Consider the following 25,554-nt stretch of genomic DNA (forward strand, 5'->3'; position numbering starts at 1 on the left):
ACCCGCAAGCGGGAGAGGGCCAAGAGAAGAGCGTTATTCCGCCGCTTCCACACGCACCAGCACCGTGCCTTCGGTGACCTGCGCGCCGGCTTCGGCGTTGAGTTCGGCGACCACGCCGTCGAACGGGGCGCTCATGCCATGCTCCATCTTCATCGCTTCGAGCGTGAGCAGGCGCTGGCCCTTGGTCACCGTATCCCCCGCCGCGACATCGACCGAGGTGACGCGGCCGGGCATCGGGGCGAGCAGCGCGCCGTCGCCGGCCGAAGCATGTCCGCCGGCAGCAGCACGGTACGTGGTGATCTTCCACGTCTTTCCGTTCTCTACGGCATAGACCGCATCATCGACATGCAGCATCTCGATATAGGGTTCGGCGGCATCGGGCAGGAGCGGCAGGGAAACTTCATAGCGCCTTCCCTCCGCCGATAGCGCCATGACGGTCGACGGTGGAGCGTTGAGGCGGAATCCGCTCGGAATGGTCCATGCACCGACCGTCCCCGCATTGCGATGCACAGAAAACAGGCTTGCCTCATCCCGCAGCTTTCGCGCCGCTGCCCTGAGCAAGTCGGGGTCCGGAGCGTCCGGGATGGCAAGATCGTCGGCATATTGCTCGATGAACCCCGTGCTAAGGTCTCCTGCCCGAAACGCTTCATGATCGAGCGCGGCGACAACAAACGGCGTATTCGTCTTCACCGGCCAAACCAGCGTGTCGGCCATCGCATCTACCAGCTCGTCGATCGCTGCGTTGCGATCCTCGCCCCATGCGATCACCTTCGCAATCATCGGATCATAATAGGGCTGAACGGTATCGCGAGCCTCGATACCGGTATCGATGCGAAGTTCATCACCGGTCTCGAAACGCGAAAAACGACCGATCGTCATCAGTTCAATCTTGCCGGTACTGGGCAGAAAGCCCTTTTCCGGATCTTCGGCGTAGAGACGCGCCTCGACGGCCCAGCCGTTAATCTCCAACGCCTCTTGCTTCAGCGGCAGCGGCTCCCCGCTCGCCACGCGCAACTGCCATTCGACCAGATCCTGCCCGGTGATCTCCTCGGTCACCGGATGCTCGACCTGAAGCCGCGTGTTCATTTCCATGAACCAGATGCGGTCGGCGCGCAGGCCTTCGCTGGCGTCGGCGATGAATTCGATGGTACCGGCGCCGACATAGTCGACGGCCTTGGCGGCGCGGACGGCGGCGGCGCAGATCGCCTCGCGAGTCTCCGGGTCCATGCCCGGCGCGGGGGCTTCCTCGATCACTTTCTGGTGGCGGCGCTGGAGCGAGCAGTCGCGTTCGAACAGATGGACGACATTGCCGTGGCTGTCGCCGAACACCTGCACTTCGATATGGCGCGGACTGAGGATGTATTTCTCGATCAGCACGCGATCGTCGCCGAACGACGAAGCGGCTTCGCGCTTGCAGCTGGCGAGCGCGTCGGCGAAGTCGGCGGCGGCATCGACGCGACGCATCCCCTTCCCGCCCCCGCCCGCGACGGCCTTGATCAGCACCGGGTAACCGATGGCGTCGGCCTCGGCCTGGAGGCGCTCGGCCGACTGGTCCTCGCCGAGATAGCCCGGCGTGACGGGGACGCCCGCGGCGATCATCCGTTCCTTGGCGGCATCCTTCAGGCCCATCGCGGTGATGCTGTCGGGATTGGGGCCGACCCAGACGAGGCCGGCATCCTTCACCGCCTGCGCGAAGCCGGCGTTTTCGGAGAGGAAGCCATAGCCGGGATGGATCGCCTCGGCGCCGGACTGTTTCGCGGCGGCGATGATCTTTTCACCGATCAGGTACGATTCACGCGCAGGCGATGGGCCGATATGGATCGCTTCGTCGGCCTCGCGGACGTGCAGCGCCTTCGCATCGGCGTCCGAATAGACCGCGACAGTGCGGATGCCCATCTCGCGCGCGGTGCGGATGATGCGGCAGGCGATCTCGCCGCGATTGGCGATTAGGAGGGATTTGATCATGGATGGCGTTCCGGGAAACCGTGGCGGGTGTGGAGGGCGGCGAGCAGGGCTTCGATCTCGTTGACGAAGCCGCCGTCGTGGAAGACGAGCGCGGGGAGATTCTGGTTTTCCTCGCCGATCGCTGCGACGACTTCGGCGCGCGGGCGGGGATAGGCGACGCGGATCACGTCGAGATTGGCGGCGCGATCCGGCAAGGTCGCGAGCAGCCCCTCCACCGTGACGCAATCCTTGCAATAGAAGGCGCGGCCGGGGAGCGCGGCGTCGGCGAATTCGGGTTCGAGGATGTAGAGGCGGTCGCGAGTCATTTGCGGTTGGTTCCGATGATCGTGTCGAGGTCGTGCGCGGTGCGTTCGGGGTGGCGCGCGGTCTTGTCGCGGTAGAAATCGACGATCTGGCGCATATCCGCTTCGTAATCGCCGGTCGGCATGATCGCAGGGCCGAGACCACCGACCTTTCGGGCATAGTCGACATAGCCGAGCACCAGCGGCACCCCTGCCCCCATCGCGATATGATAGAAGCCGGTGCGCCACTGGGTGACCGCGCTGCGGGTGCCCTCGGCGGCGATGATCAGCATGAATTCCTTGCGCGCGGCGAATTCGGCGACGATCGCATCGACATAGTTGCGCGACGCCGAACGGTCGATCGGCACCCCGCCCATATCGAGCATGAAGCGCCGCATCGGCCATTTGAACAGGCTGGCCTTGCCCATGAAATGCGCCTTGATGCCAAGCGCGTTGGTGAGGCCCAGCACATTGACGAAATCCCAGTTCGACGTGTGCGGCGCAGCGAGGATGACGCAGCGCCGGTCGGCCGGCGGCGTACCCTCCGCCTTCCACCCGCGAGTGCGGTAGAACCACAGCAGCAACCGCCGCACGATCCGCGACAGCAAGGCCGGTGGGGGATCGAGGCGGTCGCCTTGGTTCACTGCGCCTCGCAGCCGGTGGTGCGCGACGAGAAAGTGAGGTTGAGCACCTTCCACGTGCCGTTTTCGCGGATCAGGTCGAAATGGTCGTAGCCGCAATTGTTGAGCTTGCCGTTCACCCAGACGGTGAAGGGCGCCCAGACCATCGCGACATTGCCGTCGATCTCGATCGCGGGATGGGTGATGCGCTCCTTGAAGCCGTCGCCGGGCTTGAGGCCGCTGGCGAACTCGCTCCAGTTGCCGTGGCGGACCTTGCCCTCCTCGGCCATCGTGACGCGGCCATCGGGATAGACGTGGCGCAGCACGGCCGCGCCGTCGCCGGCTTCGAACGCAGCGAAGAGCGCGTTGATCGGGGCGAGGACGGCGGTGGCGTCGGGGTCTTCATAGGGAAGCGGGTTGGCCGGGGGGAGTTTGGCGATCGGCGTGACGGGACCGGACTGGGCGAAGGCCGCGCCGGGGAGGAGAAGGGCGGCGGTGGCGGCGAGGAGGAGATGGCGCATCATTGGTCCTTCAATTCCTCCCCGGAACGGGGAGGGGGACCGTCCGAAGGACGGTGGAGGGGCCCCGCTCACGGCAAGCCGCAACGATGCCCGTGATCACAGTATCAAGATTTCCGAGAACGTCGCGCGCGGGAATGCGAAGCGTATCAAAACCCAGTTCCGCAATGTGCCGGTCACGCGCTGCATCGCGCTCCGGTCGATCGCCACGGCCGTGCGCTTCCCCATCCACTTCGATGGCAAGCCGGGTTTCGAGACATGCGAAGTCGAGCCGATATCCGCGCTGCGGATTCTGGCGCCGGAACCGAAACCCACCCGGCCCCTTACGAAGCGCCTGCCAGAGCCGGACTTCGGAAAAGGACATGGCCTTCCGGTCCGCGCGGGCCTGCTTCACGTGTTTAATAGGCGCGCGCAGGACCCTGGGCTGGCGTGGGCCCCCTCCACCGTCCTTCGGACGGTCCCCCTCCCCGTTCCGGGGAGGAATTTCAGGGACACCCTCCCCCATCACATCCGGAACACGCCGAACTGCGGGCGGTCCGGGATCGGGGCGTTGAGCGTCGCGGCGAAGGCTAACCCCAGCACATCGCGGGTCTGCGCCGGGTCGATGATGCCGTCGTCCCACAGGCGGGCCGTCGCGTGCCACGGATTGCCTTCGGCTTCGTAGCTGGCGCGGATCGGGGTCTTGAAGGCTTCGGCTTCCTCGGGCGTCCATTTGTCCGCGTCGCGGTGAACCGTCGCCAGCACGCTCGCGGCCTGTTCGCCGCCCATCACCGAGATGCGGCTGTTGGGCCAGCTGAACAGGAAGCGCGGGGAATAAGCGCGGCCGCACATGCCGTAATTGCCCGCGCCGAAGCTGCCGCCGATCAGCACGGTGATCTTGGGCACGCTGGCGGTGGCGACGGCGGTGACGAGCTTCGCGCCATGCTTGGCGATGCCCTCCGCCTCGTACTTGCCCCCGACCATGAAGCCCGAAATGTTCTGAAGAAACAGCAACGGGACCTTCCGCTGGCAGGCCAGTTCGATGAAGTGCGCGCCCTTCACGGCGCTTTCGCTGAACAGCACGCCGTTATTGGCGAGGATCGCGACCGGCATCCCCCAGATATGGGCGAAGCCGCAGACGAGCGACGTGCCGTACAGCGCCTTGAACTCGTGGAACTCGCTGCCGTCGACCAGCCGGGCAATGACTTCGTGCACGTCGTATGGTGCGCGGACGTCCTGCGGCAGAATGCCGTACAGTTCCTCGGGATCGAAGCGCGGCGGGCGCGGCTCGCGGATGTTCACGTCGGCCTGACGATCCGGCTGGAGCGTCGCGACGATATCGCGGACGATCGACAGCGCATGTTCGTCATTCTCGGCGACATGATCGACCACGCCGGACTTGCGCCCATGCAGATCGCCGCCGCCGAGATCCTCGGCGGTGATCACTTCGCCGGTCGCGGCCTTCACCAGCGGCGGGCCGGCGAGGAAGATCGTGCCCTGATTGCGGACGATCACGCTCTCGTCGCTCATCGCGGGGACGTACGCCCCGCCCGCGGTGCAGCTGCCCATGACGCAGGCGATCTGGGGAATGCCCTGCGCCGACATATTGGCCTGATTGAAGAAGATGCGGCCGAAATGGTCGCGGTCCGGGAACACCTCGGCCTGATGCGGCAGGTTCGCGCCGCCACTGTCGACCAGATAGATGCACGGCAGCCGGTTGGCCTCGGCGATCTCCTGCGCGCGGAGATGCTTCTTCACCGTCATCGGATAATAGGTGCCGCCCTTCACCGTGGCGTCGTTGCACACGATCATGACGGTGCGGCCCGAGACGCGGCCGACGCCGGCGATCACGCCCGCGCCGGGGACTTCGCCGTCGTAAAGGTCGTTGGCGGCGAGCTGGCCGATTTCGAGGAAGGGCGAGCCGGGATCGAGCAGCCGTTCGACGCGGTCGCGCGGGAGCAGCTTGCCGCGCGAGGTATGGCGCTCGCGCGACTTTTCGTTGCCGCCCAGCGCGGACTGGGCGACGTCGGCGCGGAGCTTTTCGGCAAGCGCGCGGTTGTGCGCGGCATTGGCCTTGAAGGTGTCGCTATCGGGGGAGAGCGCGGTGGTGAGGATGGGACCGCTCACGAAGCCGCTCCGATCAGCTCGCGGCCGATCAGCATGCGGCGAATCTCGTTCGTCCCTGCGCCGATGTCGAGCAGCTTGGCGTCGCGCATATAGCGTTCGACCGGCCAGTCCTTGGTATAGCCTGCCCCGCCCAGCGCCTGAATGGCTTCCAGCGAAACCTTCACCGCATTCTCGCTGGCCAGCAGGATCGCGCCCGCTGCGTCGAAGCGCGTGGTGCGGCCCGCGTCGCAATTCTTGGCGACGGTATAGACGTAAGCGCGAGCCGAATTGAGCGCGACATACATGTCGGCGACCTTTGCCTGCATCAGCTGGAAGCTGCCGATCGGCACCCCGAACTGCTTGCGATCGCGGATATAGGGGATCACCACGTCGAGGCACGCCTGCATGATGCCGAGCTGGATGCCGGCGAGCACGGTGCGCTCGTAATCGAGGCCGCTCATCAGCACGCCGACGCCGCCGTTGAGCGGGCCCATCACGTTTTCCTCGGGCACTTCGCAATCGTCGAACACGAGTTCTGCGGTCGGCGAACCGCGCATCCCCATCTTCTCGATCTTCTGGCCGATCGAGAAGCCGGGCATGTCCTTTTCGATGATGAAGGTGGTGATGCCGCGCGAGCCTTCGCCCGTCTTCGCGTACACGACCAGCGTGTCGGCAAAGGCCGCGTTGGTGATCCAGAACTTGGTGCCATTAAGCACGTAACCGCGATCGGTCTTGCGCGCCTGGAGCTTCATCGAGACGACGTCGCTGCCCGCCCCGCTTTCCGACATCGCAAGGCTGCCGACATGCTCGCCCGAGACGAGCTTGGGGAGGTACTTTGCCTTCTGCTCCTCATTCGCCCAGCGGCTGATCTGGTTGACGCACAGGTTGGAGTGCGCGCCATAGCTGAGGCCGATCGACGCCGAGGCGCGGGACACTTCCTCGCAGGCGATGACATGTTCGAGATAGCCAAGGCCCAGGCCGCCCCATTGCTCGTCCACGGTGATGCCGTGCAGGCCGAGTTCGCCCATCGCCGGCCACAGCTCGCGCGGGAACCAGTCATCGGCGTCGATCTTCGCGGCGAGCGGTTCGATCTGCTCCTTCGCGAAGCGCGCCGTGGTGTCGCGGATCATCTCCGCATTCTCACCCAGCCCGAAATCCAGTTCCATTTCAGCCTCTCCAAATTCGTTGGCGCGGTCTAGCAGACGCGGTGATGCAAGAAAAATTGAAGGTATTGGCGGAACATCATAGATAGCACCTATGATCGACCGCTATCTGCTCCGCTACTTTCTCGCCGTGATGGACAGCGGCAACTTCTCGCGTGCCGCGGCACAATGCAATGTCTCTCAGCCGACGCTGTCGGTGGGCATCGCGAAGCTGGAACGCGAACTGGGGCGGACCTTGTTCCTGCGGACTAACCGTCGCGTCGAACTGACCGAAGCGGGCGTACAATTCGCGGGCCATGCGCGGCGGATCGAGAGCGAGTTCGCAGCGGCGGAGCGGTCGCTGGGCGGCGATGGGGCGGCGCGGGCGACGGTGCGGTTGGGGATCCTCTCGACCATTCCCGCCGACTGGGTGTTCCGGCTGGCCACGCGCTTCGCGGCGCATTTGCGAGAGGAGCGGGTGGAAGTTTCGGAGGGGCGCGAAGGCGAACTGCTCGAACGGCTAAGGCGCGGGCGGATCGACATGGCGCTGACATTGGTGCGCAGCGATACGCGGCTGGAGAGCGAGATTTTGCTGACCGAAGGCTATTCGCTCGCCGTGCCCGCGCATCATCCGCTGGCGCATGAGCGCGAAGTCGAGGGCGATGCGCTGGCCGACAATGTGATGATCGTGCGGCGGCATTGCGAAGTGCTGGCGGAAACCAGCCGCCACTTCACCAGCCGCGGCGTGCGCCCGTTCTTCACCGCGCGAACGACCAGCGACGAGCGGGCGCTGGCGATGGTGAAGGCCGGGCTCGGCGTGACGGTGATGCCCGACGGATTTGCGAGCAGCGGCGTGGCGCGGCCGAAAATGGCCGGGTTCGATCATGTGCGGAATATCGGCGTGGTGTTCGGACCGCATTTCGATGCGGGGGTGGAGACGGCCGCGCTGGCGACGTTGCGAGCGGTGGTGCCGGGGTTGGCGGACAACTGATCCTCTCCGGCTTTCGCGGGAGAGGCAGCGAGACTTAGAGCGCGAAGCGAACCTAGTCGCAGCGGTGAGGGTCTTCTTCCTCGATCCGGGCGAAACAGAAGAAGACCCTCACCCAACCCCCTCCCGCAAGCGGGAGAGTGCCAAGAAGGAGAAGGCCCCCTAGCCCGCGTCGCTGCCGCCGGTTTCCTCGGTCGCATGGGTCTGGTGCGGCGGGTGAGCATCGGCATGGAGAATTGCGATCGCGGCGGCGGCGATCGGGGACAGTCCCTCGCCTTGCGTCAGGATACCGGCCTTCATGCGCGGGTCCCAGAAGGTCGCGATGTGATCCGCGGTCGCGGTCGCCGCGTCGACATCGCCCATCACCGCGAAGTTGCGCGCGATCTGGTTCGCCATGTGGATCAGATGATCCTGCTGCCTCATTCCGCAGGCTCCACCGGGGCGATCCGGCGGCTGCGTTCGGACAGCGCCTGATAGCCTTCCTGCCAGTCGCTGGGGCCGTTCGAGGCCGCGACCTGCACTGCCGTCACCTTGTACTCGGGGCAATTGGTGGCCCAGTCCGAATAGTCGGTGGTGATGACGTTGGCCTGCGTCGCGGGGTGGTGGAAGGTGGTGTAGACCACGCCCGGCGCGACGCGATCGGTGACCTTCACCCGCAGCGTCGTCTCGCCCGCTCGCGACGCGAGGCGCGACCAGTCGCCATCCTTCAGCCCGCGATCCTCGGCATCAACCGGGTGGATCTCCAGCAGATCCTCGGGGTGCCAGGCGACATTCTCGGTCCGCCGCGTCTGCGCCCCGACATTGTAGTGGCTGAGGATGCGCCCGGTGGTGAGCAGCAGCGGGAAGCGCGGGCCGGTCTTCTCGTCGGTCGGGATATAGTCGGTCACGACGAACTTGCCCTTGCCCCGCACGAAGCCGTCGATGTGCATCACCGGAGATCCGTCCGGCGCGGCATCGTTGACCGGCCATTGCAGCGATCCCGCCGCGTCCAGACGGTCGAAGCTGACCCCCGCGAAGGTCGGCGTGAGGCGGGCGATCTCGTCCATGATCTGCGACGGATGGGTGTAATCCCAGCCGAGGCCGAGCGCGTTGGCGAGGCCCTGCGTCACTTCCCAGTCGGCCAGGCCGTTGAGCGGCGTCATTACCTTGCGCACCGGCTGGATGCGGCGCTCGGCATTGGTGAAGGTCCCGTCCTTTTCGAGGAAGGTCGATCCGGGCAGGAAGATATGCGCGTAGTTGGCGGTCTCGTTGAGGAAGAGATCGTGGACGATCACGCATTCCATCGCGGCGAGGCCGGCGCTGACATGGCGGGTGTTGGGGTCGGACTGGAGGATGTCTTCGCCCTGCACGTACAGCGCCTTGAAGCTGCCATCGACCGCGGCGTCGAGCATGTTGGGGATGCGCAGGCCCGGCTCGCTGTCGAGGCTCACGCCCCAATCGGCTTCGAACAGCGCCCGTGCGTCGCCGTCCGAGATATGGCGATAGCCCGACAGTTCGTGCGGGAAGCTGCCCATGTCGCACGCGCCCTGCACATTGTTCTGGCCGCGCAGCGGGTTCACGCCGACGCCGGGGCGGCCGATATTGCCGGTCGCCATCGCGAGATTGGCGATCGCCATCACGGTGGACGAGCCTTGCGAATGTTCGGTGACGCCCAGGCCGTAGTAGATGGCAGCGTTCCCGCCCGTCGCGTAGAGGCGCGCGGCGGCGCGAAGCTCGGCCGGATCGACGGTGGTGACGGGTGCAAGTGCCTCGGGCGAGTTCCGCGCATTGCCGACAAACTCGGCCCAATGCTGATACTCGTCCCAGTCGCAGCGTTCGCGGATGAACGCTTCGTCGGCCAGCCCCTCGGTGACGATGACATGCGCCATCGCGGTCAGCACCGCGACATTGGTGCCGGGGCGCAGCGGCAAATGATGCTCGGCCTCGATATGCGGCGAGCGGACCAGGTCGATGCGGCGCGGATCGATGACGATCAGCTTCGCGCCCTGCCGCAGCCGCTTCTTCATGCGGCTGGCGAAAACGGGGTGGCCGTCGGTCGGGTTGGCGCCGATCACCAGCATCACATCGGCATCCATCACGCTGTCGAAATCCTGCGTGCCGGCCGAGGTGCCGAAGGTGGTCTTCAGCCCGTAACCGGTCGGCGAGTGGCAGACGCGGGCGCAGGTATCGACATTGTTGTTGCCGAAGCCGGCGCGGATCAGCTTCTGGACAAGGAACGTCTCTTCGTTGGTGCAGCGCGACGAGGTGATGCCGCCGACCGAGCGCTGGCCGTATTTCGACTGGATGCGGCGGATTTCGGAGGCGGCATGGGCGAAAGCTTCTTCCCATGAGACTTCGCGCCACGGCTTGTCGATGCTCTCCCGGATCATCGGGTTGAGGATGCGCTCCTGATGATTGGCATAGCCCCAGGCGAAGCGGCCCTTGACGCAGCTATGCCCGCGATTGGCCTTGCCGTCCTTCCACGGGACCATGCGGACGAGTTGCTCGCCGCGCATCTCGGCGCGGAAAGTGCAGCCGACGCCGCAATAGGCGCAGGTGGTGACGACGCTGCGATCGGGCGTGCCGATCTCGACCACCTTCTTCTCGGTCAGCGTCGCGGTGGGGCAAGCCTGAACGCAGGCACCGCACGAGACGCATTCGGAGCTGAGGAAGTCGTCCACCGGGGTGCCCGCCGAGACCTTCGAGCCGAAACCCATGCCGTCGATGGTGAGCGCCAGCGTGCCCTGCACTTCGTCGCAGGCACGGACGCAGCGCGAGCAGACGATGCATTTGCTGGGATCGAAGTCGAAATAGGGGTTGGACTGATCCTTGGCCTGCCCGAGATGGTTGGCGCCTTCGCTGCCGTAACGCACGTCGCGCAGGCCGACCGCGCCCGCCTGATCCTGAAGCTCGCAATCGCCATTGGCGCTACAGGTAAGGCAATCGAGCGGGTGATCGGAGATGTAGAGCTCCATCACGCCCTTGCGCAGCTTGTGGAGCATCGGCGTCTGGGTGCGGACGACCATGCCGGGTTCGACCGGCGTGGTGCAGCTGGCGGGCGTGCCGCGGCGGCCGTCGATCTCGACGAGGCACAGGCGGCATGAGCCGAACTGCTTGAGGCTGTCGGTGGCGCAGAGCTTGGGGATCGAAGTCCCCATTTCGGCGGCAGCGCGCATCACCGTGGTGCCGGCGGGGACCTGCGTCTCGCGGCCGTCGATGGTCAGGGTGACCTGCGTTTCGGAGAGGCTGGCGGGCGTGCCGAAATCGGGTTGGGGGATGTAGGTCATCAATTCCTCCCCGGAACGGGGAAGGGGACCGCGACGCGAAGCGGCGTGGTGGAGTGGGCCCAGCCCCAAGCGACCGATTTCGTGGAGGGCGGGCCCCCTCCACCATCATTCGGATGGTCCCCCTCCCCGTTCCGGGGAGGAATTAGGAGCGCCTCAACCATCCACCTTCTCCACGAAATCGCCCGGGAAGTGCGTGATCGCGCTCATCACCGGATAGGGAGTGAAGCCGCCAAGGGCGCAGAGCGCGCCATATTTCATCGTCTCGCAAAGGTCGGCGACGAGGGCGAGGTTCGAAGGCGCGCGGTCGCCCGCGACGATCTTGTCGATCGTCTCGAACCCGCGCACCGCGCCGATGCGGCAGGGCGTGCATTTGCCGCAGCTTTCGGCGGCGCAGAATTCGAAGGCGAAGCGGGCCTGTGCGGCCATGTCCGCAGTGTCGTCGAACACGGTGACGCCGCCATGACCGATCAGCCCGTCGACCGCAGTGAAGGCTTCATAGTCGAACGGCGTGTCGAACAGCGACGGCGGGAAATAGGCGCCGAGCGGGCCGCCCACCTGCACCGCCTTGACCGGGCGGCCGCTGGCAGTGCCGCCGCCGATCTTTTCTACCAGTTCGCCCAGCGTGATGCCGAACGCCGTTTCGTAGAGGCCGCCATGACGGATATTGCCCGCAAGCTGGACCGGCATCGTGCCGCGCGACCGGCCCATGCCGTAATCGGCATAAGCCTGCGCGCCATGCGCGAAGACATAGGGCACGGCGGCCAGCGTCAGGACATTGTTGATGACCGTCGGGCAGCCGAACAGCCCCTCATGCGCGGGCAAAGGCGGCTTGGCGCGGACTTCGCCGCGCTTGCCTTCGAGCGAGTTGAGCAGCGAAGTTTCCTCGCCGCAGACATAGGCCCCTGCCCCGACGCGGATCTCGATCTCGAACGGCGCGATCAACGGCGCGGACAGGCGCACCGCGGCGCGCATCCTGGCTACCGCATGGGGATATTCGGAGCGGATATAGACGAAACCCTTGCCTGCCCCGGTCGCGAGGCCGGCAATCGCCATGCCTTCGATCAGGCAGAAGGGGTCGCCTTCCATCAGCATCCGGTCGGCGAAGGTCCCACTATCGCCTTCGTCGGCATTGCAGACGATGTATTTGCGCTCGCCCTTCGCGAGGCGGACCGTGTCCCACTTGATCCCTGCCGGGAACCCCGCCCCGCCGCGACCACGCAGGCCGGAAGCCTTCATCTGCTCGACGATCGCTTCGGGGGTCAGCGCACGTGCGGCTTCGAGGCCGGCCCAGCCGCCGGTTTCGGCATAGTCTTCGAGGCTGAGCGGCCGAGTGATGCCGGCGCGGGCGAAAGTCAGGCGGGTTTGGCTTGCGATGAAGGGGTGATCGGCGATGCGGCCGATGCTCAGCGCATCCGCCTTACCCGCAAGGATCGCTTCGGCGTCGGCGGGGGTGACGGGACCGAAGCCGATCCCGTCTATCTCCACCAGCGGCTCGAGCCAGTGCATCCCCCAGCTCGAGGTGCGGATCACCTCGCAGCCCAGTTCGGCGAAGCGGCGGGCGACGCGCTCGGCGCCGCAGGCGATGGCGAGCGCGTCGTCGGAGATGCGGACGGTCGTCACAGCGCACCGATCAGTTCGGAGAGCGCGGTTTCGTCCAACCGGGCATAGACGTCGTCGCCGATCATCGCGCTGGGTCCGGCCGAGCACAGGCCGAGGCAATAGACCTTCTCCACCCGCACCCGGTTCCCCGCGATACGCTCGGCATGAGCGGCGAGCGGTTCGGAGCCGCGCGACTGGCAGGCTTCGGCGCGGCACAGGCGGATCGCGGGGCGCGGATCGGGGTTGCGACGGAAATCGTGGTAGAAGCTGACCACGCCCGAGACTTCGGCGCGGCTGAGGTTCAGCGCGGCGGCGATGGCGCGGATGGCTTCGTCGGAGATGTGGCCATAGGCGGCCTGCACGTCATGCAGGATCGGCAGCAGCGGGCCTTCGCGACCCGCATGCGCCGCGACGATGGCTTCCAGACTTCCCTCTCCGATCATGGCCAGCGTGGTTCACGCTTTGATTGCCCAGGTCAAATCGAACGAAGCGATATTCGATAGACAATATCTATCAAAGATCGAGCGTGGCGGCGATCCGGAAGGCAGCGTCGGCGAGCGGGGAAAGCGGTTCGCGGTCGATCGCGACAAGGCCGATCAAATTGGGCGGCGCGGGATCGGCGATCTCCATGATCCGCAGATCGGCGTCGCCCGCGATGAATTCGGCATGACGATCGGTGACGATGCTCGACAGCCCGCCATGCGCGACCATCGACAGCAAGGCGACATAGGAATCGGCGGTGGCCACGGGTGCCAGCTTCAGCCCGCGCGCGGCGATATGCGCGTCGAGGATGCGGCGGTTCTGCATCCCCTGATGCAGCAGGCAAAGCGGCGCGGCGGCGATCGTCTTCCAGTCGATCCCGCCCCCTGCCCCCAGCGCGGAATCGGCGCGAGTGACGAAGCGGTAATGCTCGGCATAGAGCCGCACGCTGCGCACCTGCGCGAGCGGTTCGTTGTCGAGATAGGTCAGCCCCGCATCGAGTTCATAGGCGAGCAGCGCGCGCTCGATCTCACGCGATGTGAGCGAGCGCACCGCAATGGTCAGCATCGGATGCGCCCGTCGCAGCGCCGTCACCAGATGTCCCACCGAAGGCATCGCCGCCGGGATCGCACCGAGCCGGAGTTCGCCGCGCAACGGCCCGGCAGGGGCGTCGATCGACTGGCGCAGCGCTTCGTGATCGGCGAGCAGCCGCTGGGCATGGGCCAGCATCGCATGGCCCTCCGGCGTCAGATCGACGAAGCGCCGGTCGCGGATCACCAGCCTTTTGCCGAGCGATTCCTCGAGCGCGACGATCCCCGCGGACAAGGTCGGCTGGGTGACATGGCACGCCTCCGCCGCGCGGGCGAAATGCTTCTCGCGCGCCAGCGCGACGAAATATTCGAGGAAGCGGAGCTGCATGGGTCAGGGGCTATATCAACATTCGGTCTTCTACCATTCCTCTCCCGACGGGAGAGGGAAAGCATGAGTTCACCCCTTCAGCCGCGCCGCGTGCCAGCCGATGTGATCGGGCAGGAAGGTCGAGATGAAATAATAGCTGTGGTCGTAGCCCGGCTGCATCCGCAGCGTCAGGTCGATGCCTGTGTCCTCCACGGCCTTCGCCAGCAGTTCGGGCTTGAGCTGCTCGGCCAGGAAATTGTCGGCATCGCCCTGATCGACCAGGATCGCCGGGACGCGCGCGCCGTCCTCGATCAGCGCGCAGGAATCATATTCGCGCCACGCCGCCTTGTCCGCCCCGATATAGCCGGTCAGCGCCTTCTCGCCCCACGGGCAGTTGAGCGGCGACACGATCGGCGAGAAGGCCGAGACCGACTTGAACCGGTCCGGATTGCGCAGCCCGGTGGTCAGCGCGCCATGACCGCCCATCGAATGGCCGGTAATCGACTGGCGCGTCATGTCGGCGGCGGGGAATTCGGCGGCGATCAGCGCGGGAAGTTCGGTCTCGATATAGGTGCGCATCTGGAAATGCTGCGCCCAGGGCGCTTCGGTCGCGTCGACATAGAAGCCCGCGCCCTGCCCGAAGTCATAGGCCTCGTCATTGGGCACGCCTTCGCCGCGCGGGCTGGTGTCGGGCGCGATGAAGATCACGCCATGTTCGGCGCATGCCTGCCGGAATTCGCCCTTTTCGGTGACGTTGGCATGAGTGCAGGTCAGGCCCGAGAGATACCAGAGGACGGGCAGCTTCGCGCCCGCTTCATGATCGGGAATGAAGACCGAGAAGACCATGTCGGTGCCGGTCGCGGAAGAAGCATGACGATACACGCCCTGCACGCCGCCATGAGCCTTGTTGGTGGTGATCGTCTCGATGGTCATGGGGTTCTCCGCGCGGTTCGCGGGCGAGGTGCGCGATATCGCCGGAGGCTTCAAGAGGCGTCGAGCGGAAGCACGTCGAAGGCAACGACGATCCGATCCCCCGGGACGCCGGGCGGTTCGGTGGCGTGCGGAGTCCAGGACGGGAACAGGACGAGGCGGCCCGGCACCGGTTCGATCTCGCGAATCCCCCAGGGCGGATCGCCGGGCACGATGTCGCCGACCGGCCCGACCAGCAGCGCACCGCGATACCGCCCCTCGACGCGTGGCGCCTCGACATAGAAGACGCCGCTGAGCCAGCCATCGGCGTGGAAATGCGGCCCCTGCCTGCCATCCGCGCCGGTGATCACCGCCCAATTCTGAAGGCGCGCGCGGCGCGGCATCGCTGCGGCGAAGCTGTCGCCCTGCCCCGCACGCTCGGCCGCATAGGCGCGGACTGCTGCCTCGATCCGCTCGAACAGCACAGGCAGCGCCACATCCCCCGGCTGGCGGAGCCGCAGCGTCTGATGGCCGTTCGTGGTCGAATTCAGCGCGGGGTCCGCAGTCAGCGTCGGATTGGCGCGAATTTCCCGGGCAAGCGCCGGCAGGTCCGCTTCGATCTCTCCGATTGCGAGATGCCGGTCCAGCGCCAGCGCCTCGCGAGCCTCCTCGGCGCGCGACAGCCGGGCCAGCGCGATCGCGCGGTGATAGGTCGCATCGGCATTGCCCGGCGATCCGGCAAGCACCGCATCGGCGCAAGCGAGCAATGCTTCCGCCGAAGCCTCGCCCCGGCGGACTTCGGCGGCGGCCAGCACCAGCCGGTAATGGGCATTCTCCGCCAGCCACGGCATCGCCTCCGCAGCATCCGCGCGCTCGCGTCCCAACCCGGCTGCGGACAAAGCGTCCAGCAAAGCCTCCCCGGCACCGCGATCTTTCGGGGCCGCGACGAACAGCGCGCGCGCTTCGGCAAGCGCAGCGGCTTCCTGCCCGGTCTTGAGCAGCGCGCCGATGCGGACCGCGCCGAGTTCGGCATCGCCGGGAAAACGCGACAGGCCAGCGTCCGCCGCCGCGATCGCCGCTTGCATGTCGCCGGCCGCGTGCAGGGCGCGCGACAAGGCGCGATGGCAATTGAGATTGCCGGGGAAACACCGCACGCTCTCGCCAAGCAGTTCGATACGCTGTCGCAGCCGGGCAGGCCCGGGATCGGGCACGAATTCGATCATCGCGGAATCGAAGCGAAATCCGGGAGCAGCGATTTCCTGCGTTCGAACGGCATTGCCGATGGCTAACCGCGCATCCGGGCCGGAGCAAGCTTGTCCGCCCCTTGACATTCGCCACGCCGGACGGCCTTTGTCGCGGCAAGTCGCGGCCCTGTCTTTTCAATACGCTGGCCCGAAATATCCGGCGATCGAATTGTCATATGGTATCAAGGGGATAAGGTGAGCGACTTCGCCGGGATTGTCAGGACCGATGGCGCGGCCGTACCCGAGGCTGCGCTGCAACGCATCACGCGTGCGCTGGACGGCGCCGGAAAGGCGCAATCCTGGCGGCCCAACCCGTCGGTGCTGCTGGTCGAACGCCGGGGCCAGCCGGGTTACGACAATGGCTCCGGGTCGGCGATCATCCAGCGCGATGCGGATCGTTTCATCCTCGCCACGGCAAGGCTCGACGCCCCGCGCGAAGTGAAGACGGCGCTGGGGCTGGATGGCCCTTCCCTGCCCGACGATCGCAGCCTGGTCGCCGCGGCCGCCCTGCGCTGGGGCCCGGGCCCGGCGGCCGAACGCCTTTATGGCGATTTCTCGATCGCCGAATGGGACGAACGCGCGCAGCGGCTGACGATCGCGCGCGATGCGCTGGGTCCGCGTCCGGTCTATACCGTCACAGTGCCCGGCATGGTGATCTTCGCCACCACGCTGCAGATCCTGATGGCCCTGCCCGAAGTCCCGCGCGACCTGGACGAAACGATCGTCGCGCACACCCTGACCATCGCGATGCAGGATCAGGAACAAACCATCTATCGCCATATCCGCCGCGTCCCGCCCGGCGCGACGGCAATCTTCGAAAGCGGCGCGTGGCGCACCGCGCGCTGGTTCACCCTCGAACGGCTGAAGCCGGTCCGCTTCGCCCGCGACGACGACTATGTTCAGGCCGGCCGCGAGCTGCTCGATCGCGCGGTGGCCTGCCGCTTGTCCGATACCGGGCGCAACGCCGCGTTCCTTTCGGGCGGGTTCGATTCCGGCGGCGTCGCGGCGACTGCAGCGCGGCTGCTGGGCGACCGGCGGCTGATGGCCTTTACCCGCGCGTCGGGCGCCGATCATCCAGACTATGGCTTTGACGAGCGCGGCCTCGCCGGGCTGGTTGCCGCCCGCTATCCCAATATCGACTGGACGGTGATCGACGATGCGCGCGAAGCGTTGCGCGACATCGAGCCCGAGTCCGAGATGGGCGGGCTGCTCATCCCGCGTCAGGGCAGCTTCAACGGGACCTGGTTCGAAAGCCTGCTCCTCTCGGTGCAGGAAAAGGGCGTGGACGTGATCCTGAGCGGCGGCGTCGGCAATTCGGTGCTGTCGTGGCACGGCGAGCCGGAGTTCGCGGCACGGATGCGCAGCCTGCGCTGGTTCGGCGTGATGCGCGATCTGAACCTGCTGGCCCGTTCTCGCGGCAAATCGCTCGCGCGGACCACGCTGGGCACGATGTGGGCCAGCCTCGCCCCCCGCGCGATGCAACGGTGGCGCTACGACCGGAAGTTCGCGCGACATGGCGGACGGTGGCAGTGGTTCAGCCTGGTCTCACCCGACTTTCTCGACGAGATAGACTATGAACGGCTGGGCGCCGAGGTCGGCCACGATCTGCCGTTCCGGCCCAGGTTCAGCAGCCGCGAATTGCGGTTGCGGATGCTTCAGGGGCAGCGCGGGCGCGATCTGGCCTCGTTCTCGCGAAAGCGGTGGCGCGCCTCGATCCTCGATCCCTATTCGGACCGGGCGATGGTGGAATTCGCGCTGGCGATTCCCGAAGATCAATATTGGCGCGCCGGCGAAAGCCGGTGGCTCGCCCGCCGGGTTCTGGCCGATCGCGTGCCCGCCGAAGTCCTCGCGCAAAAGGGAAAGGGAAAACAATCTCCCGAATGGTATTTCATCGCGACGCGGCGCCGGGAACAGATGATCGAGGCCGTCGAGCGGATCAGCCGTTCGCGGCTCGCCAGCAGGGTGCTCGATATCCCGCGGATGCGTCACCTGCTCGATACCTGGCCGAAGGATGCGGAAAGCGCGCAGCGTCACGAGATGCTGCATGGCCATGCGCTGCACCGGGCAATCTCGATGGGCGGTTTCCTGCGCTGGCACGAGGGCAGCAATGAATAGCGCGACGCACGACTATACGCTGTGCGGGTGGCGGCTGCGCAGCGCGCTGGAACTACCCGAGCTCGCGCCCTGGGCCGGCGACGACCGCGATCCGGAGCTGGTGTTCGAACTGGGCGAGGTGCCGGCGGAAATCGACGCGACCTTCCGGACCCCGGTGGTGCAGGCCAACGCCGCCGGCACGATCCGCTTCGCGATCGACGGCGTCGCCGATTACCTTGTGGAGGATGGCGACCGGATCGTGATCGCGCCGCATCTGCCGGCCGATTCGCCCGATATCCGGCTGTTCCTGCTCGGAACCGGGCTGGGGTTTCTGTGCCACCAGCGCGGCTTGCTGCCGATCCATGCGGCCGCGATCGATGTGGACGGGCGCGCGGTGATGATCGCCGGCGCTTCCGGCGCCGGCAAATCCACGCTCGCGGCGGCATTCATGCGGCGCGGTTTCCGGATCCTGTCGGACGATGTCGCCCCGCTGACGATCGACCGGGCCGAACCGGTGATCCTGCCCAGCCTGAAGCGTATCCGCCTGTGGCACGATTCCGCGCAACAGGCGGCATGGCCGGTCGACATGCTGGAGCCGTGCCGCGAGGACCTCGCCAAGTTCAGCCATCCGCTGGAAGCCGCACATGCCGATGCGCCGTTGCGGCCGGCGGCGCTGATCCATCTCGCGGCCGGCGTGGCGGGGGACGATGCGATCACGCTGAAACGGCTTCGCGGCGCGCCGGCGGTGGAAGCGATGCGCCAGCAGACCTATCGCTGGCGCACGCTCACCGGGCTGCTCGGCAGGATGGGAGCGCTGCAACGGGTCGGCGCGGCCGCCCCGCTGATCCCGCTCCATTTCGAGCTGACGCGCCCGGTCCGCTACAAGCGGCTGGACGACACGATCGACGCCATCGTTCAGGCGGTGCGGGCCGGGTCATGACCGGGCTCATCTGGCTGGTCTCCTATCCGCGATCGGGCAACACCTGGACGCGGCTGGCGCTGTGGACGCTCAAGCATGAGGAGCCGGCCGATCTCGACCGTCTGGGCAATTTCGCCCGCATGGCGATCAACCGCTGGATGATCGACGCAATGCTCGAATGCGACAGCGGCTTGCTGACCGCCGACGAGATCGAAACGCTGCGCCCCGATCTCCACGCGATGATGGCGGCGTCGAGCCCCGGCAAGATCGTGAAGGTCCATGACGCATGGCGCCGTACCCGTCAGGGCCGCCCGGTGCACGAGGCTGCCGCGACCCAGGCCGCGCTCTACCTGATCCGCGACCCGCGCGATGTGGCGGTTTCCTGGGCGCGGTTTCGCGGGCGCTCGATCGACTGGGCGATCGACTATCTCGCCGATGCCGACACCGCGATCGGCAACAATAGCTACAGCATCCACACCCAGGTCGCGCAGCATCTCGGCAGCTGGTCGTCCAACGTGACGAGCTGGATCGACGATAGCGGGCTCAATCCGCTGGTGGTGCGCTACGAGGATCTGCTGGCCGATACCCATCACTGGATGCGCGCAATCGCGACCCACCTCGACTGGCATCCGAGCGACGCGGTGATCGAGATGGCTGTCGACGCCACCCGCTTCGACCGGCTGTCGGCGCAGGAGCAGAAATCAGGATTTTCGGAGCGGCCCCGCTCGGCCGGCTCGTTCTTCCGGTCGGGCAAGGCGCAGGGCTGGCGCGGCGTGCTGAGCGCCGAACAGGCCGCCCGGATCGAGCGCGATCACGGCGAGACGATGCAGCGCTTCGGCTATCTCTAGCCCGACGTTTTCAGGCCCAGACGTTTCTCAGGCTGACGTGACGAGCCCGCGATCGGCAAGCTTGGAGACGAAATCGCTCGCTTCGCGCTCGATGATCGATCCGTCGCCGCGGAAGTGAGACTTGAGCGCCTGCGCCAGATCGGCGAATCGGATCGGCTCCTGCAACCGCCGCCAGATCTCGCTGCCCACCGCGTCGAGGCCGTAATAACGGCCGCTGGTCACGCAGATCAGCATGATCTCGCCATCGACATCGCTCATGATGGCGTCGGGCGAAGCGGAGAGAAGGGTTTCGGCGGCGATCGTCTGCGTCATGCGCGAGTCCTAGCAATGCAGATGTCCCGACGGAAGCCGCAGATGCGTCAAAAACGATATGATCACCGGCTTGATTGCGCGAGGCGCACAGAGCAAGGGTATGCCGGAGCAGGGGGAAATCTTCATGGCGAAGCCAATTCGGAACATCACCATCGTGGGCGGCGGCACCACTGGATGGCTGGCCGCGGCGGTGCTCAACCACCGGCTGCAATGGGGCTTCGCGCACCCGGAAGGGGTCAGCATCACGCTGATCGAATCCCCCGAGGTTCCGATCATCGGCGTTGGCGAAGCGACGCTCCCCGGCCTCCTCACCACGCTCCAGTCGCTCGAAATCTCGGAAGCCGAATTCGTCACCCGCACCAACGCGACCTTCAAGCTGGGCGTGAAGTTCGACGACTGGCACAGCCCAAAGGGCGGCAAGCCGTCCAGCTATTTCCACCCCTTCACCGGCGGCGTGCAGGTGGCCGGCCGCAACCCGGCGCTTTCGCTGCTCCGCTATGGCCTGCCCGAGGATCTGGATATCGATCCGCAGCTGGGCAACATTATCGGCCACGGCGTCGCGGCGGCATCGTCGTTCAAATCGCCGAAGCGGCCGACCGACGCGCCCTATCAGGGCCCGCTCGGCTACGCCTATCATGTCGACGCCACGCTGTTCGCTGCCTTCCTGCAGGAAATCGCCGTCGCGCGCGGCGTGTCTCATGTGACCGATACGGTGCGGAGCGTCGAGCGCAACGAGCGCGGCCATATCGCTGCGCTGCAACTGGCCGAAGGCGGGCGGCACGAAGTCGAGCTGGTGATCGACTGTTCGGGCTTCCGCGGGCTGTTGATCAACCAGGCGCTGGAGGAGCCGTTCATCTCCTTCTCGGACTATCTGCTGAACGATCGCGCGGTGGTGGTGCAGGTTAAGCATGGCGAAGGAGAGCGGCTTGCCCCCGTCACCAATTCGACCGCGCTGGGCAGCGGCTGGCGGTTCCGCATCCCGCTCCAGTCTCGTTACGGGACCGGCTATATCCATTCGAGCGCCTTTATCGATCGGGCGGCGGCCACCGACGAGCTGATGGCGTCGCTGGGCGATGCCGAGAAGATGGTCGAGCCGCGCGAGATCCGGATGCGCGTCGGTCGTACGCGGCGTTCCTGGGTCGGCAACTGCGTCGCGCTGGGACTGGCCAGCGGTTTCGTCGAGCCGCTCGAATCGACCGCGATCCAGTTCGTCGACCATGCCTGCCGCCGCTTGCTGCAATGCCTGCCGAGCAGCGATTTCGAACCCGCGCCGATCGAGAAGTTCAACACGCAGATGGCGGACCTGTACGACGATGTCCGCGACTTCCTCGGGCTGCATTTCACCCTGGGCGACCGTGACGACACCCCCTACTGGCGCGCGATGCGCAACGAAGTGAAGCGTTCGGACAAGCTCGAAGAGTGTCTGGCGCTGTGGAAGGACGCGCTGCCCGACAGCTACGATCCGCGCCGGAGCGACATCTTCACCTTCTGGAGCGTCGCCTGCGTCCTGTTCGGCAAGAATTATTACGACACGCCGCCGCTGAGCGGATCGGACCTGCTGCCGCAGAGCGTGTGGGAGAATTACCTCCGCAACTTCGTGAACATGCGAAAGGGCCTGCTGGGCCTGCTTGCCGGGCACGAGGAAATGCTGCGCCTGATGGGCGAACAGGCGGTGATCGGCGAGAGCGCGGCACGGCGGCCAAGCCACAATGCGGTGCCCGTGCGCGGCGTCGCGCTGGGGCCGCCCGTTCCCGTAATGATGCCGGGTCCGATCAGCCTGGCCAGCTGAACATTCGAATTCGCAAGGTGCCAGAATGCAACATCTTGGGAAATTACACCGTTTCCGTGAGATGTGCGGATTGCGTTAAGACACGATCGGCTATAAACCTCTTACGAAACTTAGGGGATTGAATATGAGCGCTGGTTCGAAGATCGAGATTGGCAACCCTTCGGAAGGCCAGCCCGAGTGGCGGACGCCCGTGCTGAGCGAAGACAGCATCGCTGATTCGACCCGTCACTTTTTCAACACCGGCATCGACAATTACGAAGGTTCCAACCCCGTCCAGTACGGCAGCTGATCCATTCGGGCCGGCGCGAGCCGCCGGCCACGAAACAGCAGAACCTCAATCCGCCCGCGTCTCTGACGTCGGGCGGTTTTGCTGTTGCGGCAGTTGCAGCCTGAACGGCTATGCGCTCCGCGGCGCGATCATCCGGGTCAGCACCCGCGCCTGCGCCGCGCGCATCCGGTCGGGCGAAATCGGCAGGTTCGGCTCGCGATGGATCGCCCTGGCCAGCCGCTCGATCGACGCGAACAGGACGATCGCTTCGGCATAGGCATCGGCTTCGTCGAGCGGCGAATCGAGATGCGGCGCCTGCCTGAGCAGCGCTGCGAAGCGCACCAGCACAACCTCCGCCCATCGCGCGCGCAATTCGCTGAAGCGCGCGTCACCGCGATCGGCTTCCATCATCCGGTAATAGAGGATGGCGCCGTGGCGCTGCCATTGCTCGGTGAGCATGGCGAGGAAGGCATCGGCGTCGCTGGCGATCCGGCTATTGTCCTGGAACAGGTCGAGCGCGGCGAACGCATCGATCATGTCCAGCGTCGCGAATTCGCTGAGCGCGTAGAGCATGTCCTGCACGTCGCGGAAATAGACATAGAAGGTCGCGGGCGCCGTGCCTGCTTCCCCGGCAATCGAGACAGCGGTGAGATCGAGCGGGGAGTTTCCGGCCAGCAGGGTGACGGCCGCATCCATCAGGCGCTGGCGGGTCTCTCTCCCCTTGCGTCCCAATGTTGGCCCGGACGCACCTCTGACTGCGGCGGTTTCGCTCATGTTGCGTGCAATCTACGCGCTTCGTTGCTTCGACGAAAGGATATTGCGCGGCTAGGTACTTATGCGGAGGCCTCGTCGACCCCGGGGAATGACTTGCGCGGGATTGCCGGCGACCAGGCTGTCGCGCGGCACGTCCTTCGTCACCACCGAATCCGCAACCGCTACGCGCCGACGATCTCGACAAACGCATCGGTACTCGCCTTGAGCCGCGCAAGATCTGCGGCGCTTTCGGCGAACACGTCGTTCAGCCGCTCCAGATCGCCGGTCATGCCGCGGGTCCGCTCGTTCACCTGGCGGACGAGATCGCTGACGCTCATCGCGGCGGTGGCAGTCTCGTCCACGGCGGCGGCGATGGCGGTGACGCGATCGAACTGCGCCTTCATCGCATCGGTGAGCTGCTGGATCGCGCCGCGCGCCTCGATCATCGTCGCGCGGCCGGCTTCGTTCTTGGAAGCGGAACGTTCGTTGGCCGAATGGACCGCGCTGATCCGCTCGGCGATCTGATCGGTGGCGCGCGCGGTCTGCGCGGCGAGCGATTTCACTTCCTGAGCGACGATCGCGAAGCCGCGCCCCGCCTCCCCTGCCCGCGCCGCTTCGATGGTGGCGTTGAGCGCCAGCATGTTGGTCTGGCCGGCGATGCTGCGGATCAGGTCGAGCACCGAACTGATCGCGGCGATCTCGGCAGAGAGATCGTCGGCCGCCGCACGTGCGGCTTCGGCGTCGCCTGAGGCATTCTCCTCGATCCGCAGCACTTTGGTGAGGCCGCCCGCGACATCGTCGATCGCCGCGCTCAGCCCGGCGGCGGTGACCGCAGCCTCGCGCATCGCTGTCGCCGACTGATCGGCGGCGTTGGCAACTTCGGTGATGTTGGACAGCGTGGCGCGCGATGCCTCGATCGTGCGCGCCGTCTCCTGCGCCAGCAGCTGCGAGTTACCCAGCGCCTGTTCGACCGAATGCGACACCAGCCCCTGGAAACTCTCGGCATGGCGCGTGCGGCCCTGCGCGGCTTCCTGGCGGCGGAGTTCGCCGATCTGCCACAGCAGCACTTCGATCTCATATGCCGAGGCGGCGTGGACCGTGTTGCACAGGCGCGACAGATCCTCCTCGGGCAGGTCCAGCGTCTCCTCGATCTGCTTGCTCACCCGCTGGGAAATCTCAACCGTACCCGCCACGATCATCGCCACCGACACGCCATGTTCGCCGATCACGCTGGCGCGGCGGCAGATGGCGTCGATCCATTCGGGCGACAGCGCGGTGCTGAACTTGCGCCGGGCATGTTCGAGCGCATCGGCCATCAGCCGCTCGCGCTGCGCAGCTTCCGGCATCGCCGTGTCCGGCCCCATGCGCAGCGGCACCGACGCGATGAACTCGCGCATGCATTCGAGGATGATCGGGCCGGCATGGTCCCACAGCTCGATCAGGCGGCGCGAAAAGGTACCGTCGCGATCATAGACGCCGAGGCGGATCCGCACCTCATCCTCCGGCATGCCGACAAGGCGCGCAGGCGCAGTTCCGGACATCGCTCCTCCCAACATCTGATTTTTTTGTTGTTGGTTACACCAGCGGTGCCGCCCGGCGATCAGCCGGCGCCCAACATCGCCCGGGCGATGCGCCGGTCAGAAGATCGCAGCGCTGGCGCGGACCTGCCCGGACAGGAAATCGGCGACCGCGCGGATGCGGGGCACGCGGGCGAGATCGGCGTGGAACATCATCCAGTAGCTGCGGGTCACCTCGACCGTTTCGGGCAGCAGCCGCTCGACATCCATCCGCGGCGTGACCGCGAACCGGTGGAGCATCCCCACCCCCACCCCCGAAGCGACCGCCTCCATCTGTGCCGAGACCGAACTGGAGCGGAATACGCATCGTTCGGCCAACGACTGATCGAGATTGCGCAGCTCGGGCAGGTCGATCATCTCCTCGATATAGGAGACAAAGGGCAATCCCTTGAGATCCTCGACGCTGGCCACCGGGCCGGTCCGCGCCAGCAACTCACGCGACGCATACAGGCCGATGCGATAGTCGATCAGCCGCGCCGCGCGCAGCCTTCCGTGATCGGGGCGATGCAGGCTGACCGCGATATCGGCCTCGCGCTTCGACAGATTCACCGCGCGCGATTCCGGCACCAGTTCCAGCTCGATCCCCGGATGCTGCGCGTTGAGCAGATGGACGCGCGGCGCGACGAAGCTCGTGCCGAACGCTTCGGGCGTGGCCAGCCGGACCGTGCCCGACACCTGGGTGTCCTGCCCCTGCAAACTGCGGCTGGCGGCGTTCAGCTCGCCTTCCATCCGCTCGGCATGGGCAAGCAGTTCGATCCCCGCCCGCGTCGGCTGAACCCCGCGCGGAGAACGGTCGAACAGCCGCACGCCGAGCGATTCCTCCAGCGCGGTCAGCCGCCGGGCCAGCGTCGTGTGGTTCAGCCCCAGCCCGCGCGCGCTGGCGACGAAGCTGCCGGTGCGCGAGATCGACAGGAAGAGGCGGAGATTGTCCCAATCGAGCATGTATATTTCCGCACATCAGTTTCGCTTTCTACCAGTATATATATGCATCCCTGTAAAG

General features: G+C 66.3%; 24 protein-coding genes. 6 read left to right on the top strand and 18 right to left on the bottom strand.

Translation table 11 applies throughout. The annotated features are described in order from the left end of the window. Positions 1-33 precede the first annotated feature (33 nt). From HHL13_RS07965 to HHL13_RS07995, 7 genes are read right to left on the bottom strand one after another with little or no spacing between them, the layout of a single operon-like run. Positions 34-1,965, bottom strand: a complete 1,932-nt coding sequence (locus tag HHL13_RS07965; RefSeq protein ID WP_169555160.1) for an acetyl/propionyl/methylcrotonyl-CoA carboxylase subunit alpha — start codon at positions 1,963-1,965, stop codon at positions 34-36. Beyond that, positions 1,962-2,270: a DUF3088 family protein gene (locus HHL13_RS07970; RefSeq protein WP_169555161.1), complete on the bottom strand. Its 309-nt coding sequence runs from the start codon at positions 2,268-2,270 to the stop codon at positions 1,962-1,964. The genes HHL13_RS07965 and HHL13_RS07970 overlap by 4 nt, the downstream gene beginning before the upstream one ends. After that, the gene (locus tag HHL13_RS07975) at positions 2,267-2,890 is read right to left on the bottom strand and encodes a lysophospholipid acyltransferase family protein (protein WP_169555162.1); all 624 of its coding nucleotides are present in this window, start codon (positions 2,888-2,890) and stop codon (positions 2,267-2,269) included. The genes HHL13_RS07970 and HHL13_RS07975 overlap by 4 nt, the downstream gene beginning before the upstream one ends. Then, the gene (locus tag HHL13_RS07980) at positions 2,887-3,387 is read right to left on the bottom strand and encodes a nuclear transport factor 2 family protein (RefSeq protein WP_169555163.1); all 501 of its coding nucleotides are present in this window, start codon (positions 3,385-3,387) and stop codon (positions 2,887-2,889) included. Before HHL13_RS07980 ends, HHL13_RS07975 begins: the two co-directional genes overlap by 4 nt. 10 nt (positions 3,388-3,397) lie before the next feature. Continuing rightward, entirely contained in the window at positions 3,398-3,889 is a 492-nt protein-coding gene (locus tag HHL13_RS07985) for a DUF559 domain-containing protein (RefSeq protein WP_346775512.1), read from the bottom strand. Then, entirely contained in the window at positions 3,889-5,490 is a 1,602-nt protein-coding gene (locus tag HHL13_RS07990) for a carboxyl transferase domain-containing protein (RefSeq protein ID WP_169555164.1), read from the bottom strand. The genes HHL13_RS07985 and HHL13_RS07990 overlap by 1 nt, the downstream gene beginning before the upstream one ends. Then, positions 5,487-6,635, bottom strand: a complete 1,149-nt coding sequence (locus HHL13_RS07995) for an isovaleryl-CoA dehydrogenase (RefSeq protein ID WP_169555165.1) — start codon at positions 6,633-6,635, stop codon at positions 5,487-5,489. Before HHL13_RS07995 ends, HHL13_RS07990 begins: the two co-directional genes overlap by 4 nt. A gap of 91 nt (positions 6,636-6,726) precedes the next feature. Here HHL13_RS07995 and HHL13_RS08000 point away from each other — a divergent pair, with 91 nt between their 5' ends. Beyond that, positions 6,727-7,602, top strand: a complete 876-nt coding sequence (locus tag HHL13_RS08000; RefSeq protein WP_169555166.1) for a LysR family transcriptional regulator — start codon at positions 6,727-6,729, stop codon at positions 7,600-7,602. Between the two features lie 159 nt (positions 7,603-7,761). Here the strand turns inward: HHL13_RS08000 and HHL13_RS08005 are convergent, their stop codons facing one another. The 7 genes from HHL13_RS08005 to HHL13_RS08035 all read right to left on the bottom strand — a co-directional run bounded on the left by HHL13_RS08005 (position 7,762) and on the right by HHL13_RS08035 (position 15,973). Then, on the bottom strand, positions 7,762-8,022 hold the full coding sequence (locus tag HHL13_RS08005; RefSeq protein WP_346775513.1) for a formate dehydrogenase subunit delta: 261 nt from the start codon (positions 8,020-8,022) through the stop codon (positions 7,762-7,764). Then, a complete protein-coding gene (fdhF, locus tag HHL13_RS08010; protein ID WP_169555167.1) occupies positions 8,019-10,865 on the bottom strand; it encodes a formate dehydrogenase subunit alpha in 2,847 nt (948 codons plus the stop codon). The genes HHL13_RS08005 and fdhF overlap by 4 nt, the downstream gene beginning before the upstream one ends. Before the next feature lie 153 nt (positions 10,866-11,018). Continuing rightward, positions 11,019-12,485, bottom strand: coding sequence for an NADH-ubiquinone oxidoreductase-F iron-sulfur binding region domain-containing protein (locus HHL13_RS08015; protein ID WP_169555168.1), 1,467 nt, complete (start codon positions 12,483-12,485; stop codon positions 11,019-11,021). Then, positions 12,482-12,907: an NAD(P)H-dependent oxidoreductase subunit E gene (locus HHL13_RS08020; RefSeq protein ID WP_169555169.1), complete on the bottom strand. Its 426-nt coding sequence runs from the start codon at positions 12,905-12,907 to the stop codon at positions 12,482-12,484. Before HHL13_RS08020 ends, HHL13_RS08015 begins: the two co-directional genes overlap by 4 nt. A 70-nt stretch (positions 12,908-12,977) precedes the next feature. Beyond that, positions 12,978-13,862, bottom strand: a complete 885-nt coding sequence (locus HHL13_RS08025; protein ID WP_169555170.1) for a LysR family transcriptional regulator — start codon at positions 13,860-13,862, stop codon at positions 12,978-12,980. Between the two features lie 69 nt (positions 13,863-13,931). Beyond that, complete coding sequence (fghA, locus tag HHL13_RS08030) at positions 13,932-14,774, bottom strand: S-formylglutathione hydrolase (protein WP_169555171.1); 843 nt, start codon at positions 14,772-14,774, stop codon at positions 13,932-13,934. Between the two features lie 50 nt (positions 14,775-14,824). Beyond that, the gene (locus HHL13_RS08035) at positions 14,825-15,973 is read right to left on the bottom strand and encodes a putative 2OG-Fe(II) oxygenase (RefSeq protein WP_169555172.1); all 1,149 of its coding nucleotides are present in this window, start codon (positions 15,971-15,973) and stop codon (positions 14,825-14,827) included. A 216-nt stretch (positions 15,974-16,189) separates the two neighbouring features. Between HHL13_RS08035 and HHL13_RS08040 the strand changes: the two genes are divergently transcribed. Genes HHL13_RS08040 through HHL13_RS08050 form a run of 3 tightly spaced genes read left to right on the top strand, consistent with a single transcriptional unit; the run spans position 16,190 to position 19,855 of the window. Beyond that, entirely contained in the window at positions 16,190-18,109 is a 1,920-nt protein-coding gene (locus HHL13_RS08040; RefSeq protein ID WP_169555173.1) for an asparagine synthase-related protein, read from the top strand. Continuing rightward, positions 18,102-19,028 (top strand): hypothetical protein, encoded by a 927-nt coding sequence (locus HHL13_RS08045; protein ID WP_169555174.1) that lies wholly within the window; start codon positions 18,102-18,104, stop codon positions 19,026-19,028. Before HHL13_RS08040 ends, HHL13_RS08045 begins: the two co-directional genes overlap by 8 nt. Next, positions 19,025-19,855, top strand: coding sequence for a sulfotransferase domain-containing protein (locus HHL13_RS08050; RefSeq protein WP_169555175.1), 831 nt, complete (start codon positions 19,025-19,027; stop codon positions 19,853-19,855). The genes HHL13_RS08045 and HHL13_RS08050 overlap by 4 nt, the downstream gene beginning before the upstream one ends. A 27-nt stretch (positions 19,856-19,882) precedes the next feature. On the opposite strand, the gene HHL13_RS08055 is transcribed toward HHL13_RS08050, so the two are convergent. Beyond that, on the bottom strand, positions 19,883-20,167 hold the full coding sequence (locus HHL13_RS08055) for a PqqD family peptide modification chaperone (protein ID WP_169555176.1): 285 nt from the start codon (positions 20,165-20,167) through the stop codon (positions 19,883-19,885). A gap of 124 nt (positions 20,168-20,291) precedes the next feature. Between HHL13_RS08055 and HHL13_RS08060 the strand changes: the two genes are divergently transcribed. Beyond that, the gene (locus HHL13_RS08060; protein ID WP_169555177.1) at positions 20,292-21,956 is read left to right on the top strand and encodes a tryptophan halogenase family protein; all 1,665 of its coding nucleotides are present in this window, start codon (positions 20,292-20,294) and stop codon (positions 21,954-21,956) included. Between the two features lie 124 nt (positions 21,957-22,080). Further along, entirely contained in the window at positions 22,081-22,245 is a 165-nt protein-coding gene (locus HHL13_RS08065; protein WP_169555178.1) for a hypothetical protein, read from the top strand. 108 nt (positions 22,246-22,353) lie between these two features. Here the strand turns inward: HHL13_RS08065 and HHL13_RS08070 are convergent, their stop codons facing one another. From HHL13_RS08070 to HHL13_RS08080, 3 genes are all read right to left on the bottom strand, one after another. After that, on the bottom strand, positions 22,354-22,920 hold the full coding sequence (locus HHL13_RS08070; protein ID WP_169555179.1) for a TetR/AcrR family transcriptional regulator: 567 nt from the start codon (positions 22,918-22,920) through the stop codon (positions 22,354-22,356). A 239-nt stretch (positions 22,921-23,159) separates the two neighbouring features. Continuing rightward, the gene (locus HHL13_RS08075) at positions 23,160-24,518 is read right to left on the bottom strand and encodes a methyl-accepting chemotaxis protein (protein WP_169555180.1); all 1,359 of its coding nucleotides are present in this window, start codon (positions 24,516-24,518) and stop codon (positions 23,160-23,162) included. A 96-nt stretch (positions 24,519-24,614) separates the two neighbouring features. After that, complete coding sequence (locus tag HHL13_RS08080) at positions 24,615-25,496, bottom strand: LysR family transcriptional regulator (RefSeq protein WP_169555181.1); 882 nt, start codon at positions 25,494-25,496, stop codon at positions 24,615-24,617. Positions 25,497-25,554 lie beyond the last annotated feature (58 nt).

Origin of the sequence: Sphingomonas sp. G-3-2-10, from assembly GCF_012927115.1 — a bacterium.
In the GTDB taxonomy this organism is placed as follows: Bacteria; Pseudomonadota; Alphaproteobacteria; order Sphingomonadales; family Sphingomonadaceae; genus Sphingomonas.

Excerpts from the sequence above, each read along its gene's own strand:
- HHL13_RS08020 (WP_169555169.1), bottom strand. The coding sequence starts at position 12,907 with ATGATCGGAGAGGGAAGTCTGGAAGCCATCGTCGCGGCGCATGCGGGT.
- HHL13_RS08075 (WP_169555180.1), bottom strand. The coding sequence starts at position 24,518 with ATGTCCGGAACTGCGCCTGCGCGCCTTGTCGGCATGCCGGAGGATGAG.
- HHL13_RS08055 (WP_169555176.1), bottom strand. The coding sequence starts at position 20,167 with ATGACGCAGACGATCGCCGCCGAAACCCTTCTCTCCGCTTCGCCCGAC.
- HHL13_RS08025 (WP_169555170.1), bottom strand. The coding sequence starts at position 13,862 with ATGCAGCTCCGCTTCCTCGAATATTTCGTCGCGCTGGCGCGCGAGAAG.
- HHL13_RS08035 (WP_169555172.1), bottom strand. The coding sequence starts at position 15,973 with ATGATCGAATTCGTGCCCGATCCCGGGCCTGCCCGGCTGCGACAGCGT.
- fdhF (WP_169555167.1), bottom strand. The coding sequence starts at position 10,865 with ATGACCTACATCCCCCAACCCGATTTCGGCACGCCCGCCAGCCTCTCC.
- HHL13_RS07985 (WP_346775512.1), bottom strand. The coding sequence starts at position 3,889 with ATGGGGGAGGGTGTCCCTGAAATTCCTCCCCGGAACGGGGAGGGGGAC.
- HHL13_RS08070 (WP_169555179.1), bottom strand. The coding sequence starts at position 22,920 with ATGGATGCGGCCGTCACCCTGCTGGCCGGAAACTCCCCGCTCGATCTC.
- HHL13_RS08050 (WP_169555175.1), top strand. The coding sequence starts at position 19,025 with ATGACCGGGCTCATCTGGCTGGTCTCCTATCCGCGATCGGGCAACACC.
- fghA (WP_169555171.1), bottom strand. The coding sequence starts at position 14,774 with ATGACCATCGAGACGATCACCACCAACAAGGCTCATGGCGGCGTGCAG.
- HHL13_RS07995 (WP_169555165.1), bottom strand. The coding sequence starts at position 6,635 with ATGGAACTGGATTTCGGGCTGGGTGAGAATGCGGAGATGATCCGCGAC.
- HHL13_RS08060 (WP_169555177.1), top strand. The coding sequence starts at position 20,292 with ATGGCGAAGCCAATTCGGAACATCACCATCGTGGGCGGCGGCACCACT.
- HHL13_RS08065 (WP_169555178.1), top strand. The coding sequence starts at position 22,081 with ATGAGCGCTGGTTCGAAGATCGAGATTGGCAACCCTTCGGAAGGCCAG.
- HHL13_RS08005 (WP_346775513.1), bottom strand. The coding sequence starts at position 8,022 with ATGAGGCAGCAGGATCATCTGATCCACATGGCGAACCAGATCGCGCGC.
- HHL13_RS07965 (WP_169555160.1), bottom strand. The coding sequence starts at position 1,965 with ATGATCAAATCCCTCCTAATCGCCAATCGCGGCGAGATCGCCTGCCGC.
- HHL13_RS08080 (WP_169555181.1), bottom strand. The coding sequence starts at position 25,496 with ATGCTCGATTGGGACAATCTCCGCCTCTTCCTGTCGATCTCGCGCACC.
- HHL13_RS08045 (WP_169555174.1), top strand. The coding sequence starts at position 18,102 with ATGAATAGCGCGACGCACGACTATACGCTGTGCGGGTGGCGGCTGCGC.
- HHL13_RS08000 (WP_169555166.1), top strand. The coding sequence starts at position 6,727 with ATGATCGACCGCTATCTGCTCCGCTACTTTCTCGCCGTGATGGACAGC.
- HHL13_RS07970 (WP_169555161.1), bottom strand. The coding sequence starts at position 2,270 with ATGACTCGCGACCGCCTCTACATCCTCGAACCCGAATTCGCCGACGCC.
- HHL13_RS07980 (WP_169555163.1), bottom strand. The coding sequence starts at position 3,387 with ATGCGCCATCTCCTCCTCGCCGCCACCGCCGCCCTTCTCCTCCCCGGC.